We start from the raw sequence: 13,943 nt of genomic DNA, 5'->3' as shown, positions 1-13,943 counted from the left end.
CGAGCAGGCTCGCTCCCACAGTAATCGAGGCAGGCCTGCGATTTTGTGATCGACATCAATCCCTGTGGAAGCGAGCCTGCTCGCGAAGGGCGCGCCGCCGATGTTCAGTCGAACATGAAGAGGGCGTCGTTACTGAACTGCGCTTCAAACCGGCTCGCCGGCATCGGCCGGCCGAACAGATAACCCTGCACTTCATCGCAACCGTGCTCGCGCAGGAAGTCCAGTTGCTCATGGGTTTCCACGCCTTCGGCGATTACCGCCAGATTCAGGCTGTGGGCCATGGCGATGATCGCGCGAGCGATCTGCGCGTCCTGTTCGCCGGACGGCAGGCCGTCGACGAAGGTGCGGTCGATCTTCAGCACATCGATCGGGAATTGCTTGAGGTAGTTCAGCGATGAATAACCGGTGCCGAAGTCGTCGACCGCAATGCTCAGGCCGAGGTTCTTCAGCCCGGCGAGGATCTGCATCGCCTCGCTGACTTCGCGCATCAGGATACTTTCGGTCAGTTCCAGCTCCAGGCACGCCGGTGGCAGACCGGTTTCCCGCAGAATGGTGGCGATACGCGTACCGAGCTGGCCATCGGAGAACTGCCGCGCGGAAATGTTCACCGAGACTTTCGGCACGCGCACGCGGTTCTGGTGCCAGGTCTTGAGCTGGCGGCAGGCTTCGCTGATCACCCAGTCGCCGACGTCCACTACCAGACCGAGCTCCTCCAGCACCGGAATGAAATCCCCCGGCGGCACCAGTCCACGACGCGGATGACGCCAGCGTAGCAGTGCCTCGGCGCCAGTCAGGCGTTTGCCGTCGCCACTGAATTGCGGCTGGTAATACAGGACGAATTCGTTCTGCTCCAGCGCGTGGCGCAGGTCGCTTTCCAGCTCCAGACGCTCCAGCGCACTGGCGTTCATGTCGGCCTGATAGAACTGGAAGTTGTTCTTGCCGCGCTCCTTGGCGTGGTACATCGCGGTGTCGGCGTTCTTCATCAACTGGCTGAGCTCGTTGCCGTCCTGCGGGCTCAGGGCGATGCCGATACTGGCGGTGACGAAGAATTCGCGACCTTCCAGCACGAACGGACGCACCAGGCTGGCGAGGATCTGCTCGGCCACATGAATCGCCCGGTTCAGCGCCATTTCGCGGCTGGAGCGGTGCTGCAGGAGCAAGGTGAACTCGTCGCCGCCCATGCGCGCCACAGTGTCGTCATCGTCGACGCAGGCCAGCAACCGCGTGGCCATGTCTTTCAACATGCGGTCACCGGCGGCGTGGCCGAGAGAGTCGTTGATCGGTTTGAAACGATCGAGGTCGAGGAACATCAGCACCACCCACGACTTCTGCCGTTCGGCCGATTGCAGCGCGGTGTGCAGGCGATCCTGGAACAGCGTGCGGTTCGGCAGGTGGGTCAGGGCGTCGTAGTAGGCGAGGCGATGGATGCGTTGTTCGCTGGCCTTGCGCTCACTGATGTCGCTGAAGAAACACACGTAACTGGCCAGGTCGCCTTCATCGTCGAGTACCGCCGTGATGCCGACCCACGCCGGGTAATGCTCGCCGTTACGGCGCTTGAGCCAGACTTCGCCTTCCCAGGTGCTGTGCTGGTGCAATTGCTTGAGCACGTAGCGCAGGTGCGCGTCCTGTTGCTCGTCGACGGTGAGCATGTTCGGCAACTGGTCCAGCACTTCCGACACCGCGTAACCGCTGACCCGGCTGAAGGCTTCGTTGGCCTGCACGATGTAACCGGCCGGGTCGGTGATCAGAATCGCCGACGTCGAATGCTCGAATACCGTGGCGGCCATGCGCAGGTCTTTCTCGGCGCGGCGCTGCTGGCTGATGTCGCGACCGACGCCGAGCACGCCTTCGAACGCGCCGTGTTCGTCCCACACCAGCACCAGCCGCAGTTCGATCGGGATCTTGCGGCCGTCGGCGCGCAGGCAGTCGAACAGGAACATCTGCGTCTGCACCTGGCTTCGCAGTTGCGCGAGTTGCTCAGGCTTGTCGAGCGCTTTGCTCACCCGATCCATCAAGGTGTAAATGCCGGATAGCTGTTGCGGGTTGGCAATGGTCGATTGCCAGCCGTTCTGGAAGATCCACTCGGCGTCGTAACCCAGCACCGCCTGCACCGACGGGCTGACGTAGTTCAGCGACAGCTTGCTGTCAGTGGAGAAAATCACATCGCTGATGCTTTCGGCGAGCATGCGGTAGCGCTGCTCGCTGTCGCGCAACGATTCGCTGGCCTCGATCTGCTCGGTGATGTCCTTGGCCACGCCGATGATCCGCGTGACCTGATCATGCTTGTCGCGAGCCAGCGCCTGCTCACGAATATCGAAGCGCCGCCACTTGCCGTCGCGATGGCGGAAGCGCAATTGGCACTGCAACAGCTGGCTGTACCCGGCGTGCCGCTGCATCTGCCGCGAGCGGTGGTAATAGTCGGCATCCTCCGGGTGCAGGAGGATTTCCCAGAAGTACTCGCCCATCTGGTGCAGCTCGGAGCGGTTGTAACCGAGGGTCTGGCCGAGGTGGTGGTTGCTGAAAATCATCCGCTGGCTGATCACGTCCTGCACATACAGATGATCCGGCACGGTGCGCACCACGTCCGACCAGAAGCCTTCGCGCTCCAGCAGCGACAGTTCGATCAGCTTGCGGCTGGTGATGTCGTTGATGCTGAGGATCACCGCTTTATAGTCGTGCTGTTCCTCGGGCAGGCGCAGGACCATCCACAGGTGCTGATCGCGACCGTTGATATCCGGCAGTCTGATTTCCAGTTCCAGCTGTTTTTGTTGCTGCAGAACGGCGTCGAGCACTTGGTTGCCGATGGCGCACTGGCTGTGCGGATGACCGTCGATCAGCAACTGCCAGGCGTGCTCGCAGGAATTGACATTGAGCAGCTGCAGAGCGACCTGATTGACTTCGGTAACGCGCAGTTCTTGCAGCAGTTGCTGGCGCTGGGCCGGTTGGTCGAGCCAGGCCTTGAGCTGGTCGCTGGTCTGGATCTGTGCTTTGTCGAACACCTGCTTGAGGCCAGACAGATCGAGCACGCACAACGCAACGCCAGTGCCTTCGAAGATGTCCTGATAACGTCGGCGACCTTCATGCAACTGGCGCTGGCGGCGGCGCATGTTCAGCAGCGCGATCACCGGCAACATCGAGAACGCCAGGCCCAGCAGGCATTTGCCGATGAATGCCGGCAGCAGTTCTTCGAGCACGCGCTGACGGTCGAACAGCCCGCGCAACTGCCAGTCGCTGCTGCTCAGTGGCACGGTGAGCACGGTGTTGGCCATGTCGTCCGGGCTCAGCACCCCGGGCCGGGCGGAAGACAACGCTTCGTCGCGGCTGATGATTTGGTGGTTGAGGCGGTTTTCCACCAGCCACAACGGACGGATGCCGGTTTCGCCCTGCTTGGTCAGCGAGTCGAAGAAGGTCGGGGTCAGGCGCAATACCCAGTAGCCGCGCGTGCTGCCGCTGGCCTGATGCAACAACAGATGCACCACCGAGCCGTCGTCGGCGTTACTGAAGTAATGCGCCTGGGCGCGGCTGCGGCGCACCAGTTCAGCGAGGTAATCGGCGTCGTGGCTGTCGCTGGCGCTGTCGTTGAGGATTTTCCCGGACGGGCTGAGCAGGGCCAGGCTGCGCAGGTCCGGCAGCGATTGCTGGAGCTTGCGCAGCAGCGCCTGCTGTTCGTCGGACGACTGCGGTTGTTCGACGATCGGTAGCAGGTTGAGGGCGATTTGCGCATTCAGCGACATGTTCAGGCTGACCTGCGAGGCGAGGTCGGCGGTGTAGTCGATGGTGTACTGGCGCTGGTTTTTCTGGGTCTCGCGCAATTGATCGAGCAGTTGCCAGAACAGCAGGGCCAGCAGCAAAAGTACCAGCGTCGCCAATGCCCCCTTCAATGTTCCGCGCAGGGGCGAGCCGGTCCCCGGATTGGACGCGCTCACAGAAGCTGGCGGGGTAACGTTGGACAAGCTGAAATCCTGCGGTTTGGCTGGACTGGCGCGACGTGCACTATAAGCCGGACGCCCGAAGGGCGGCTAGCATGCCTTGAGTTGTGGCGAAGTGCCAGCCCCACTCGGCTGGACTGCCACCGGTCATTCAGGTAGCTTTGCCGGTTACGCGGGAGCGTTCCAGCTCCTAGAATCAGACTTTTTTCCGCGCGCACGCATTGATGACCATCAAGTGAACGACGCGCATCGGTCTGGCCGGGCATCGCCTGCGCTCCAATCATTCATCTGTCACTGACCCAAGGTTCTCCATGGCTCAATACGTCTTCACCATGCATCGGCTGGGCAAAGTTGTTCCGCCGAAGCGGGAAATCCTGAAAAACATTTCGTTGTCGTTCTTCCCCGGCGCCAAGATCGGCGTACTCGGCCTCAACGGTTCGGGTAAGTCCACGCTGCTGAAAATCATGGCCGGCGTCGACACCGAGTTCGAGGGCGAAGCCCGTCCGATGCCGGACCTGAACATCGGTTATCTGCCGCAAGAGCCACAACTTGATCCGACCAAGACTGTGCGTGAAGTGGTCGAGGAAGCGGTCAGCGTGATCAAGGACGCGCAAGCGCGTCTGGACGAGGTCTACGCCGCTTACGCCGACCCGGATGCCGACTTTGACAAGCTGGCTGCCGAACAGGCCAAGCTCGAAGCGATCCTGCAGGCCAGCGATGGTCATAACCTGGAGCGTCAACTGGAAGTCGCCGCCGACGCCCTGCGTCTGCCGGCCTGGGACGCCAAGGTCGAACACCTGTCCGGTGGTGAAAAACGTCGTGTGGCCCTGTGCCGTCTGCTGCTGTCCGCTCCGGACATGCTGCTGCTCGACGAACCGACCAACCACTTGGACGCTGATTCGGTGGCCTGGCTGGAGCACTTCCTGCACGACTTCCCGGGCACCGTGGTCGCGATCACGCACGACCGTTACTTCCTGGATAACGTTGCCGGCTGGATTCTGGAACTCGACCGCGGCGCGGGCATTCCTTACGAGGGTAACTACTCGGGTTGGCTCGAAGCCAAATCCGATCGTCTGGCGGCCGAATCCAAGCAGCAGTCGGCTCACGAAAAAGCCATGAAGGAAGAACTGGAGTGGGTGCGCAAAGGCGCGAAAGCCCGCCAGTCGAAATCCAAGGCACGTCTGCAACGCTTCGAAGAAATGCAGTCGCAGGAATTCCAGAAGCGTTCGGAAACCAACGAGATCTACATCCCGGCCGGTCCGCGTCTGGGCGACAAGGTCATCGAGTTCAAGAACGTCACCAAGGGTTACGGCGATCGCGTGCTGATCGACAACCTGTCGTTCTCCATGCCGAAGGGCGCCATTGTTGGCGTGATCGGTGGTAACGGCGCCGGTAAGTCGACCCTGTTCCGCATGCTGATGGGCAAGGAAACTCCGGATTCCGGCACCATCGAAGTCGGCGAAACCGTGCAACTGGCCTGCGTGGATCAGAGCCGCGAAGACCTCGACGGCAGCAAGACGGTGTTCCAGCAGATCTCCGACGGTTCCGACCAGATCCGCATCGGCAACTACGAGATCCCGTCGCGCACTTACGTCGGTCGCTTCAACTTCAAGGGCGGCGACCAGCAGAAGTTCGTCAAGGATCTGTCCGGTGGTGAGCGCGGTCGTTTGCACCTGGCGCTGACCCTGAAGGAGGGCGGCAACGTCCTGCTGCTCGACGAACCGTCCAACGACCTCGACGTTGAAACCCTGCGTTCCCTGGAAGAAGCCCTGCTGGACTTCCCGGGCGCCGCCATTGTGATCTCTCACGATCGCTGGTTCCTGGACCGCGTCGCGACGCACATCCTGGCGTACGAAGACGACTCGCAAGCGGTGTTCTTCGAAGGTAACTACACCGAGTACGAAGCCGACCGCAAAAAGCGCCTCGGCGAAGCGGCGGCCCAGCCACATCGGGTACGCCACAAGAAACTGGCCTGATTCGGGTTGGTTGCATGAAAAGCGGAGCCTTCGGGCTCCGTTTTTTTTGTCCGGATTTTCAGGACCAACGAGTCGCACCCTTCGCGAGCAGGCTCGCTCCCACATTTGAAATGCAGTCCCCTGTGGGAGCGAGCCTGCTCGCGAAAGCGGTGTAACTGTTGGTGCGACTTTCAGATTGGCTCTCACCAATCAGGTGCAATATCAGTCCAAAAAGCCCTCTGATTTATATCCTGTGCACCATTTAATTTCATTACTGCGACATTTTGCGCTGTTCCTGTGCGCAAATCGTTTGTTACAGTCCGGCTCAATCGCTTCCAACGACAATAAATTTGCCGAGACTTTTCCCATGATCGAATCCGTCGAATCCTTCCTTGCCCGCCTGAAAAAACGCGATCCGGATCAACCCGAATTCCACCAGGCCGTCGAAGAAGTCCTGCGCAGTCTGTGGCCGTTTCTCGAAGCCAATCCGCGTTACCTGACCTCGGGCATTCTGGAGCGCATCTGCGAGCCGGAGCGCGCAGTGGTGTTCCGCGTGTCGTGGGTCGACGATCAGGGCAAGGTCCAGGTCAATCGCGGTTTCCGCATTCAGATGAACAGCGCGATCGGCCCGTACAAGGGCGGCTTGCGCTTCCATCCTTCGGTGAACATGGGCGTGCTGAAGTTTCTCGCCTTCGAACAGACTTTCAAGAACTCCCTGACCTCGTTGCCCATGGGCGGCGGCAAGGGCGGCTCGGACTTCGATCCGAAGGGCAAGAGCGACGCCGAAGTCATGCGTTTCTGCCAGGCGTTCATGAGCGAGCTGTACCGCCACATCGGCGCGGACGTTGACGTGCCGGCCGGTGACATCGGTGTCGGTGCGCGGGAGATCGGTTTTCTGTTTGGCCAGTACAAACGCCTGAGCAACCAGTTCACCAGCGTGTTGACCGGTAAAGGCATGACCTACGGCGGCAGCCTGATTCGCCCGGAAGCCACCGGTTTCGGTTGCGTGTACTTCGCCGAAGAAATGCTCAAGCGCCGCGGGCAGACCGTCGAAGGCAAACGTGTGGCGATCTCAGGTTCCGGCAACGTCGCGCAGTACGCGGCGCGCAAGGTCATGGACCTGGGCGGCAAGGTGATTTCGCTGTCCGACTCCGAAGGCACGCTGTACTGCGAATCGGGACTGAGCGAAGAACAGTGGCAGGCACTGCTGGAACTGAAAAACGTCAAACGCGGACGCATCAGCGAACTGGCCACGGCGTTCGGTCTGGAATTCCGTGCCGGTCAGTTGCCCTGGTCGCTGCCGTGCGACATCGCGCTGCCCTGCGCAACGCAGAACGAACTCGACGCCGAATCTGCTCGTACGCTGCTGCGCAACGGCTGCGTATGCGTGGCCGAAGGCGCGAACATGCCGACCACGCTTGCGGCTGTGGATATCTTCATCGAGGCCGGCATTCTGTTCGCCCCGGGCAAGGCGTCGAACGCCGGCGGGGTAGCGGTCAGTGGGCTGGAGATGTCGCAGAACGCCATGCGCCTGCTGTGGACGGCGGGTGAGGTGGACAGCAAGCTGCACGCGATCATGCAGTCGATCCACCACGCCTGCGTGCATTACGGCGAAGAGAACGGACGGATCAACTACGTCAAAGGCGCGAACATCGCCGGCTTCGTCAAAGTCGCCGATGCGATGCTCGCGCAGGGTGTGGTTTAAGCCGGTTCGATGCGAATCACTTCAATCACCTGATCGCCAGCGGGGCGCTGCCACAGCACTTCGTCATTGAGCCGGGCGCCGAGCAGCGCCCGGCCCAGCGGCGAAGCCCAGTTGATCAGGCCCTGGCTGGCGTCGGCCTGATCTTCGCCGACCAGTTGCACCCGACTTTCGGTGTCGTGTTCGTCGGCGTAGGTTACCCAACTGCCGATCTGCACTTTATCGGTCGAGATCGCCGGGGCCGCGACCTGTGCGCTGGCGAGGCGTTGGTTGAAGTAGCGCAAATCTCTTTCAAGATCGGCCTGGCGCTGCTTGTCGGCCTGTTCGCCCTTGGCCGATTGCTCGGCGTGCAGGGCTTGCAGTTCGGCGACCTTGGCCTGCAACTGCACCAATCCCTGCGGGGTGACGTAATTGGGCTGCGCACTGACCTGCCGTTCGACGGGCTGATCGGCTTGCGCAGCGGCGTTATCTTCGTTGACGAAAGCGCGGCTCATGCTGTCCTCCTCTGCAAAGAGTTTGGGCCATGGTCGCCGGCATTTGGTTTCACTGGATGTCTGGAAACGACCTATTGCGAGCGATAAGCCCGCCCGGCGTCCTGATCTTTCTGCTGCTGCCAGGCGCGCTCACGTTCGTCCCAGTGCTCGTTGCGATACTCTTCGCGATCCTTGTTTTCCAGCATTGCCTGGCACTGGCGGAAGCCGTCGGTCCAGCCTTCGGCGTATTGCTTGTCCTTGAGATAGCGCGGCACGTTCTTGCGAAACTCGCCGCTGATCGAACCGGCGGCTTGCCGGCCACTGACGCAGCCATCGTCAAAACCGTCGGCGAAGGCCGGTGGATAACCTTTGGCGATCAAGTCTTCATGGGTGGTCTGGCAACCCCCGAGCAACAGCAAAACACCCAGCAATCCCGCACACCGCCACATCGCACTCTCCCGCGCCGATTCTCGGCTTATGGGGAAAGTCTAGAAGGTGATTCGTTGATGGGGTGTGAAAGGAAGATCAAAAGATCGCAGCCTGCGGCAGCTCCTACAGGAAAAATGCATTCCCACTGTAGGAGCTGCCGCAGGCTGCGATCTTTTAATAGTGATACCACTTCACTTCAAGCATCACTTCGGTTTCCGGCGTCGCCACATGACTGAACTCACGCTGCGCACTCAGGCGCAAACCGAGGTTGCGCGACAATTCCCACTGCTGGTTCAGGCTCAGGCTGCGGCGTACTTCGCCGTTGGTGAAGTAGTCGCCCTTGGCCTCGACGCTGAGATTGCCCAGCGGGTTTTTCCACAGCACGCCGCTGTTGAAGCCTGCGGCCGGCGTGACGAACCCGGCGAAGTCATTGTTGTGCTCGATGCGCACGGTGCCGAGGGCAAAGCCGAGCGTGTCTTCGCCCAGTTGCCAGGTACCGCCACCGCCGCCGTTGACGTGGCTGACCAGGGTTTCGTCATCATGCTTGCCCGGTACGCGCTCAAGGCCACCGGTGACTTGCCACGACAGTGGCTGCAGCAGCTCATTGCGCGGGGTCAGCGAGCGGATGGTCGCCAGGTCCAGTTGCTGGAATTGCCACTGGTTGCCTTCATACTGACGCAGCTTCATCTGCAGGATTTCGATCTGCGCGCCGAGCGGGAAGCTTTCGGCGTTGTCATTGAGATCGTGATAGGCCATGCGCAAGCCGTACTCGCCGAACGCACGATCGCCCCGCGTGCCGATGCCGGCCTGCCAGGTGCGTGACTCATGACCGTCTTCAGGCAGGCCCGGTTGTGGAATCTGCAGCTCCGGCGCCGGGTTCTTGTTGATCGCCCGCAGCAGTTCGAAGCTGCGCTGTGCGCGTTGCGCATCACGTTCCTGACCGTTGGCGCGGTAGCGCTCCAGACGATACGCCGCATCGATGATCAGCGCCTGACGATCCCGAGGCAGGGCCTTGAAGGTCGGCTCCTGCAACACCTGTTGATCGGCGCTGACCTTCAGCACCCATTGCTGTTCTTCCTTGTTCAACGGCTCGGCGCGGCTGAGCAGTTCACGCTCGCGGGACGGGCGATATTCGATACTTTCTACCAGCCCGGCCTCTTTCACCGCTTTGACCGTATCGGTAGGGATGGCGGTCAGCGGGAATTGCTCGGTCAGGCGCAGGCTTGGACGCGCCACTTGCAGCAGTTCGAGCAGGCGATACGAGCAGTTTTCGTCGAAGAAGAAATAGTCGAACTGAATCTGCTTCAGCTCCCACACATGCTCGACCATGCGCGCGGTTTCTGCTTGTGTCAGGTTCAGCCGGTATTCCCACAGGTCGCGGTTTTCCAGGCTGCGGTACTCGGAGAGTTTTTCCTGGTACGGCACCAGTGCGAACAGCCCGGGATAGCCACCCATCAAGCCCTTCCAGGCGTAGAGAATGCTGTTGTCCGAGCCTTCGATGTAGGCGCCGAAATTGATCGCGTAACTCAGCAGCGAAGTCTTGTCGCTTTGCACGTCAGCCTGGTCGATGCGCAGCAGGGTGTGGCCGAACATCGACGACGGGCTGTTGAGGTAGGCCGCCGGGAAGATCATCACCGCGCTGTGCGGCGAGACGTCCTTGAACCACTTCTTGAATTCGGCGCAATCGGGGGCGGGCAGATCGCTGAGATTGAGCTGGGCTTTCAGCCAGCGCGTACGCGCCGGGTAGACGCACTGCGCATGCTGCTCGCCGAGACTGGCCGGGGCGTACAGCGCCTGCACGGTGGCGGCCAGTTCATGGTCGGGGTGTTCGTTGCCATCGGGCGCCAGAAAGAATTTCTTGTCGCTGACATAGCTGCGCCAGCCGCCGAGCTTGGCGGTTTCGTAATGACCGAGGGAAATCCAGAAGCGGTCGTTGGCCAGTTGCTGCAAACGTTGAGGGTCGATGTGAGGCGCGGCGGACAGCGGGGCGCAGACACAGAGCGCCAGCCAGGCAAGGCGTTTGAGCATAGGTGGCAACTTAAGTCGAAAAGAAACAAAAGACCCAAGGAGGGCAGGTCCAAAAAAACAAAACCCGCTTCCCGAAAGAAGCGGGTGGGGTCGAGCTTAAGCCTGAGTCGCGTACTTGGCCAGACGTGGGTCCGACTTCAGCACGGCCAGGGTGTTGGTATGCACGTCTTCTGCGGTCACGTCAGCCTTGCTGAAGATCTGCTGGAAGTGCTCGTGAGTGACAGCAGCGAAGTGCGCGCGATCTTCTGGCGCCACGCCCAGTACCACGGCATAGGTCGTCAGCGCTTCGCCGTTGCCCTTGGCCATGTCTTCGGACAGCTCGTTCATCATGCCATTCATGGCGAACCAGGATTTACCGCCGTAGGTCAGCGACGCGTTGGTCGAGCAACCGTTGGTGCCGGAAGTCATACCGAACGTAGCGTTACCGGAAGTGCCGTTAGTGGTGGATGCCAGGAAGTGTGCCGGGGTGCCACGCTGACCTTCGAACAGCATGTTGCCCCAACCGCAATCCGGGCCACCCGGGGCTTGCGCCATGGCGTTGATGGAAACAGCGGTGAAGAGAGTACCGAGAAGAATCCGTTTCATAGCTTTGTTCTCTTTGTGTGCATACCAATGGACAGGGTTCTGGCCCCCCAAGCTCTGCTATCACAGACCCTTAAAGCGCCAGTGGGCCGGTATTAGTTCCAGCCGCGCAGTTTGGAGTTTAGGCAGGTTCCGGGGGTTCCGTGATTTTTTACAAAAGATTTGGCGATAACCCCGGTTTCACGGGGGACGGTGGGGGGGTGGCCGGTTGTCTATGCTTTGTCGTGTGGCGCGCCTTGCCAGTGGGGCACGGGCAGCGCCAGAATGCCGCTATCTGCCCCGCCTGATTGTTAAGGAAGCCCGATGCCTGATCCTGTTGCTGCCAGCCTGCGTATAGCGCCCGAAGCGCTGACTCGTCCGTTTTCCGCTGAACAGTTCAGCTTCACTACCACCAATGATCTGGAGCCCTTTCGCGGTGTGCTTGGCCAGGAACGTGCGGTCGAAGCCTTGCAGTTCGGTGTGGCGATGCCACGCCCCGGTTACAACGTCTTTGTCATGGGCGAACCCGGCACCGGCCGGTTTTCGTTCGTCAAACGCTACCTGAAGGCCGAGGGCAAACGTCTGCAGACCCCGGCGGACTGGGTCTACGTCAACAATTTCGATGAGCCGCGCGAGCCCCGCGCGCTGGAATTGCCTTCCGGCACGGCGGCCTCGTTCATCGGTGACATCAACGGCCTGATCGACAACCTGCTGGCGACGTTTCCGGCGGTGTTCGAACACCCGTCCTACCAGCAGAAGAAAAGCGCCATCGACCGCGCCTTCAACCAGCGCTACGACAAGGCCCTCGATATCATCGAGCGGCTGGCGCTGGAGAAGGACGTCGCCCTGTACCGCGACAGCAGCAATATCGCCTTCACGCCGATGCTTGAAGGCAAGGCGCTGGATGAAGCGGAATTCGCCCAATTGCCGGAAGCCGAGCGCGAACGGTTTCACGAAGACATCTCCGGCCTCGAAGAGCGTCTGAACGAAGAACTCGCCAGCCTGCCGCAGTGGAAGCGTGAGTCGAACAATCAACTGCGTCAGCTCAACGAGGAAACCATCACCCTGGCCTTGCAGCCGTTGCTCTCGCCGTTGTCCGAGAAGTACGCGGAGAACGCTGCGGTCTGCGGTTACCTGCAAGCGATGCAGGTGTACTTGCTGAAAACCGTGGTCGAGCAACTGGTCGACGACAGCAAGACCGACGCCGTGGCGCGCAAGCTGCTGGAAGAGCAATACGCGCCGAGCCTGGTGGTCGGTCATCCGGCCAGCGGCGGGGCGCCGGTAGTGTTCGAGCCGCACCCGACTTACGAAAACCTGTTCGGCCGCATCGAGTACACCACCGATCAGGGCGCGCTTTACACCACTTACCGGCAGTTGCGCCCAGGTGCTTTGCATCGCGCCAACGGCGGCTTCCTGATCCTTGAAGCGGAAAAAATGCTCAGCGAGCCGTTCGTGTGGGACGCGCTGAAACGCGCCCTGCAATCGCGCAAGCTGAAAATGGAATCGCCGCTGGGCGAGATGGGCCGTTTCGCCACGGTGACCCTCAACCCGCAGCACATTCCGTTGCAGGTCAAAGTGGTGATCATCGGTGCGCGGCAGTTGTACTACACGTTGCAGGACCTCGATCCGGACTTCCAGGAGATGTTCCGGGTGCTGGTCGACTTCGACGAAGACATCCCGATGGTCGACGAAAGCCTGGAGCAATTTGCCCAGTTGCTGAAAACCCGTACTTCGGAAGAAGGCATGGCGCCGCTGACCGCCGATGCGGTGGCGCGTCTGGCGACCTACAGCGCAAGGCTGGCCGAGCATCAGGGGCGTTTGTCGGCGCGTATCGGCGATCTGTTCCAGTTGGTCAGTGAGGCGGATTTCATTCGTCATCTGGCCGGTGATGAAATGACCGATGCCGGGCACATCGAGCGCGCCTTGAAAGCCAAGGCCACTCGCACCGGCCGGGTCTCGGCGCGGATTCTCGACGACATGCTCGCCGGGATCATCCTGATTGACACCGACGGCGCGGCGGTCGGCAAGTGCAACGGGCTGACCGTACTCGAAGTCGGTGATTCGGCGTTCGGTGTGCCGGCGCGGATCTCCGCCACGGTGTATCCGGGCGGCAGCGGCATCGTCGACATCGAGCGCGAGGTCAACCTTGGGCAACCGATCCACTCCAAGGGCGTGATGATTCTCACCGGGTATCTGGGCAGCCGTTACGCCCAGGAATTCCCGCTGGCGATTTCCGCGAGCATCGCGCTGGAGCAATCCTACGGTTACGTCGATGGCGACAGTGCGTCGCTGGGCGAGGCTTGCACGCTGATTTCGGCGCTGTCGAAAACCCCGCTCAAGCAGTGCTTTGCGATCACCGGTTCGATCAACCAGTTCGGCGAAGTGCAGGCGGTCGGCGGGGTCAACGAGAAGATCGAAGGTTTCTTCCGTCTGTGCGAAGCACGCGGGCTGACCGGCGAGCAGGGCGCAATCATTCCGCAGGCCAACGTCGCCACGCTGATGCTCGACGAGAAGGTGCTGGCGGCGGTGCGCGCCGGGCAGTTCCACGTGTATGCCGTGCGTCAGGCTGACGAGGCGTTGAGCCTGTTGGTCGGCGAGCCGGCCGGTGAGCCGGATGCTGACGGTCAGTTCCCCGAGGGCAGCGTCAATGCACGGGTAGTCGAGCGTCTGCGGGTGATTGCCGAGATGATCAGCGAAGACGATCTGAAAGAGGCCGAGAAGGAGTTGGCGCAGGAGGCGTTGGCAGAAGCCAAACCTGCCTGAGCCTTCATGCAGTAAATCTGTGGGAGCGAGCCTGCTCGCGAAAGCGGTGTATCAGACGACGAATGAGTTGCCTGACACTCCGCATTCGCGAGCGGGCTCGCTC

Annotated in this window: 8 protein-coding genes; 3 read left to right on the top strand and 5 right to left on the bottom strand. The window is 61.1% G+C overall.

Going from position 1 to position 13,943, the window contains the following annotated elements:
* Window positions 1-104: 104 nt before the first annotated feature.
* A complete protein-coding gene (gene morA, locus LOY52_RS23100; RefSeq protein ID WP_258676084.1) occupies window positions 105-3,953 on the bottom strand; it encodes a cyclic di-GMP receptor MorA in 3,849 nt (1,282 codons plus the stop codon).
* A gap of 287 nt (window positions 3,954-4,240) precedes the next feature.
* On the opposite strand from morA, the gene ettA reads away from it, so the two are divergent.
* Window positions 4,241-5,905: an energy-dependent translational throttle protein EttA gene (gene ettA, locus LOY52_RS23095; RefSeq protein ID WP_003228391.1), complete on the top strand. Its 1,665-nt coding sequence runs from the start codon at window positions 4,241-4,243 to the stop codon at window positions 5,903-5,905.
* A gap of 346 nt (window positions 5,906-6,251) precedes the next feature.
* Entirely contained in the window at window positions 6,252-7,589 is a 1,338-nt protein-coding gene (gene gdhA, locus LOY52_RS23090; protein ID WP_098965707.1) for an NADP-specific glutamate dehydrogenase, read from the top strand.
* Here the strand turns inward: gdhA and LOY52_RS23085 are convergent.
* From LOY52_RS23085 to LOY52_RS23070, 4 genes are all read right to left on the bottom strand, one after another.
* Window positions 7,586-8,080: a GreA/GreB family elongation factor gene (locus tag LOY52_RS23085; protein ID WP_027612831.1), complete on the bottom strand. Its 495-nt coding sequence runs from the start codon at window positions 8,078-8,080 to the stop codon at window positions 7,586-7,588. The two genes, gdhA and LOY52_RS23085, sit on opposite strands and share 4 nt — an antisense overlap.
* Window positions 8,081-8,151: 71 nt before the next feature.
* Window positions 8,152-8,508, bottom strand: coding sequence for a hypothetical protein (locus LOY52_RS23080; protein WP_007963787.1), 357 nt, complete (start codon window positions 8,506-8,508; stop codon window positions 8,152-8,154).
* Between the two features lie 154 nt (window positions 8,509-8,662).
* A complete protein-coding gene (locus LOY52_RS23075) occupies window positions 8,663-10,516 on the bottom strand; it encodes a DUF4105 domain-containing protein (RefSeq protein WP_258676074.1) in 1,854 nt (617 codons plus the stop codon).
* A gap of 96 nt (window positions 10,517-10,612) precedes the next feature.
* Entirely contained in the window at window positions 10,613-11,101 is a 489-nt protein-coding gene (locus tag LOY52_RS23070) for a DUF3015 domain-containing protein (RefSeq protein ID WP_007909797.1), read from the bottom strand.
* A 300-nt stretch (window positions 11,102-11,401) separates the two neighbouring features.
* Here LOY52_RS23070 and LOY52_RS23065 point away from each other — a divergent pair, with 300 nt between their 5' ends.
* On the top strand, window positions 11,402-13,840 hold the full coding sequence (locus tag LOY52_RS23065; protein ID WP_258676073.1) for a Lon protease family protein: 2,439 nt from the start codon (window positions 11,402-11,404) through the stop codon (window positions 13,838-13,840).
* Window positions 13,841-13,943: the final 103 nt, after the last annotated feature.

It is taken from the genome of Pseudomonas sp. B21-051 (assembly GCF_024748795.1).
GTDB classification, from domain to species: domain Bacteria; phylum Pseudomonadota; class Gammaproteobacteria; order Pseudomonadales; family Pseudomonadaceae; genus Aquipseudomonas; species Aquipseudomonas putida_A.
This window is presented reverse-complemented; position numbering and strand designations above follow the sequence as displayed.

Bases quoted from the DNA above. Each gene is read 5' to 3' on its own strand.
- ettA (WP_003228391.1), top strand. From the start codon at position 4,241: ATGGCTCAATACGTCTTCACCATGCATCGGCTGGGCAAAGTTGTTCCG.
- gdhA (WP_098965707.1), top strand. From the start codon at position 6,252: ATGATCGAATCCGTCGAATCCTTCCTTGCCCGCCTGAAAAAACGCGAT.
- LOY52_RS23085 (WP_027612831.1), bottom strand. From the start codon at position 8,080: ATGAGCCGCGCTTTCGTCAACGAAGATAACGCCGCTGCGCAAGCCGAT.
- LOY52_RS23080 (WP_007963787.1), bottom strand. From the start codon at position 8,508: ATGTGGCGGTGTGCGGGATTGCTGGGTGTTTTGCTGTTGCTCGGGGGT.
- LOY52_RS23075 (WP_258676074.1), bottom strand. From the start codon at position 10,516: ATGCTCAAACGCCTTGCCTGGCTGGCGCTCTGTGTCTGCGCCCCGCTG.
- LOY52_RS23070 (WP_007909797.1), bottom strand. From the start codon at position 11,101: ATGAAACGGATTCTTCTCGGTACTCTCTTCACCGCTGTTTCCATCAAC.
- LOY52_RS23065 (WP_258676073.1), top strand. From the start codon at position 11,402: ATGCCTGATCCTGTTGCTGCCAGCCTGCGTATAGCGCCCGAAGCGCTG.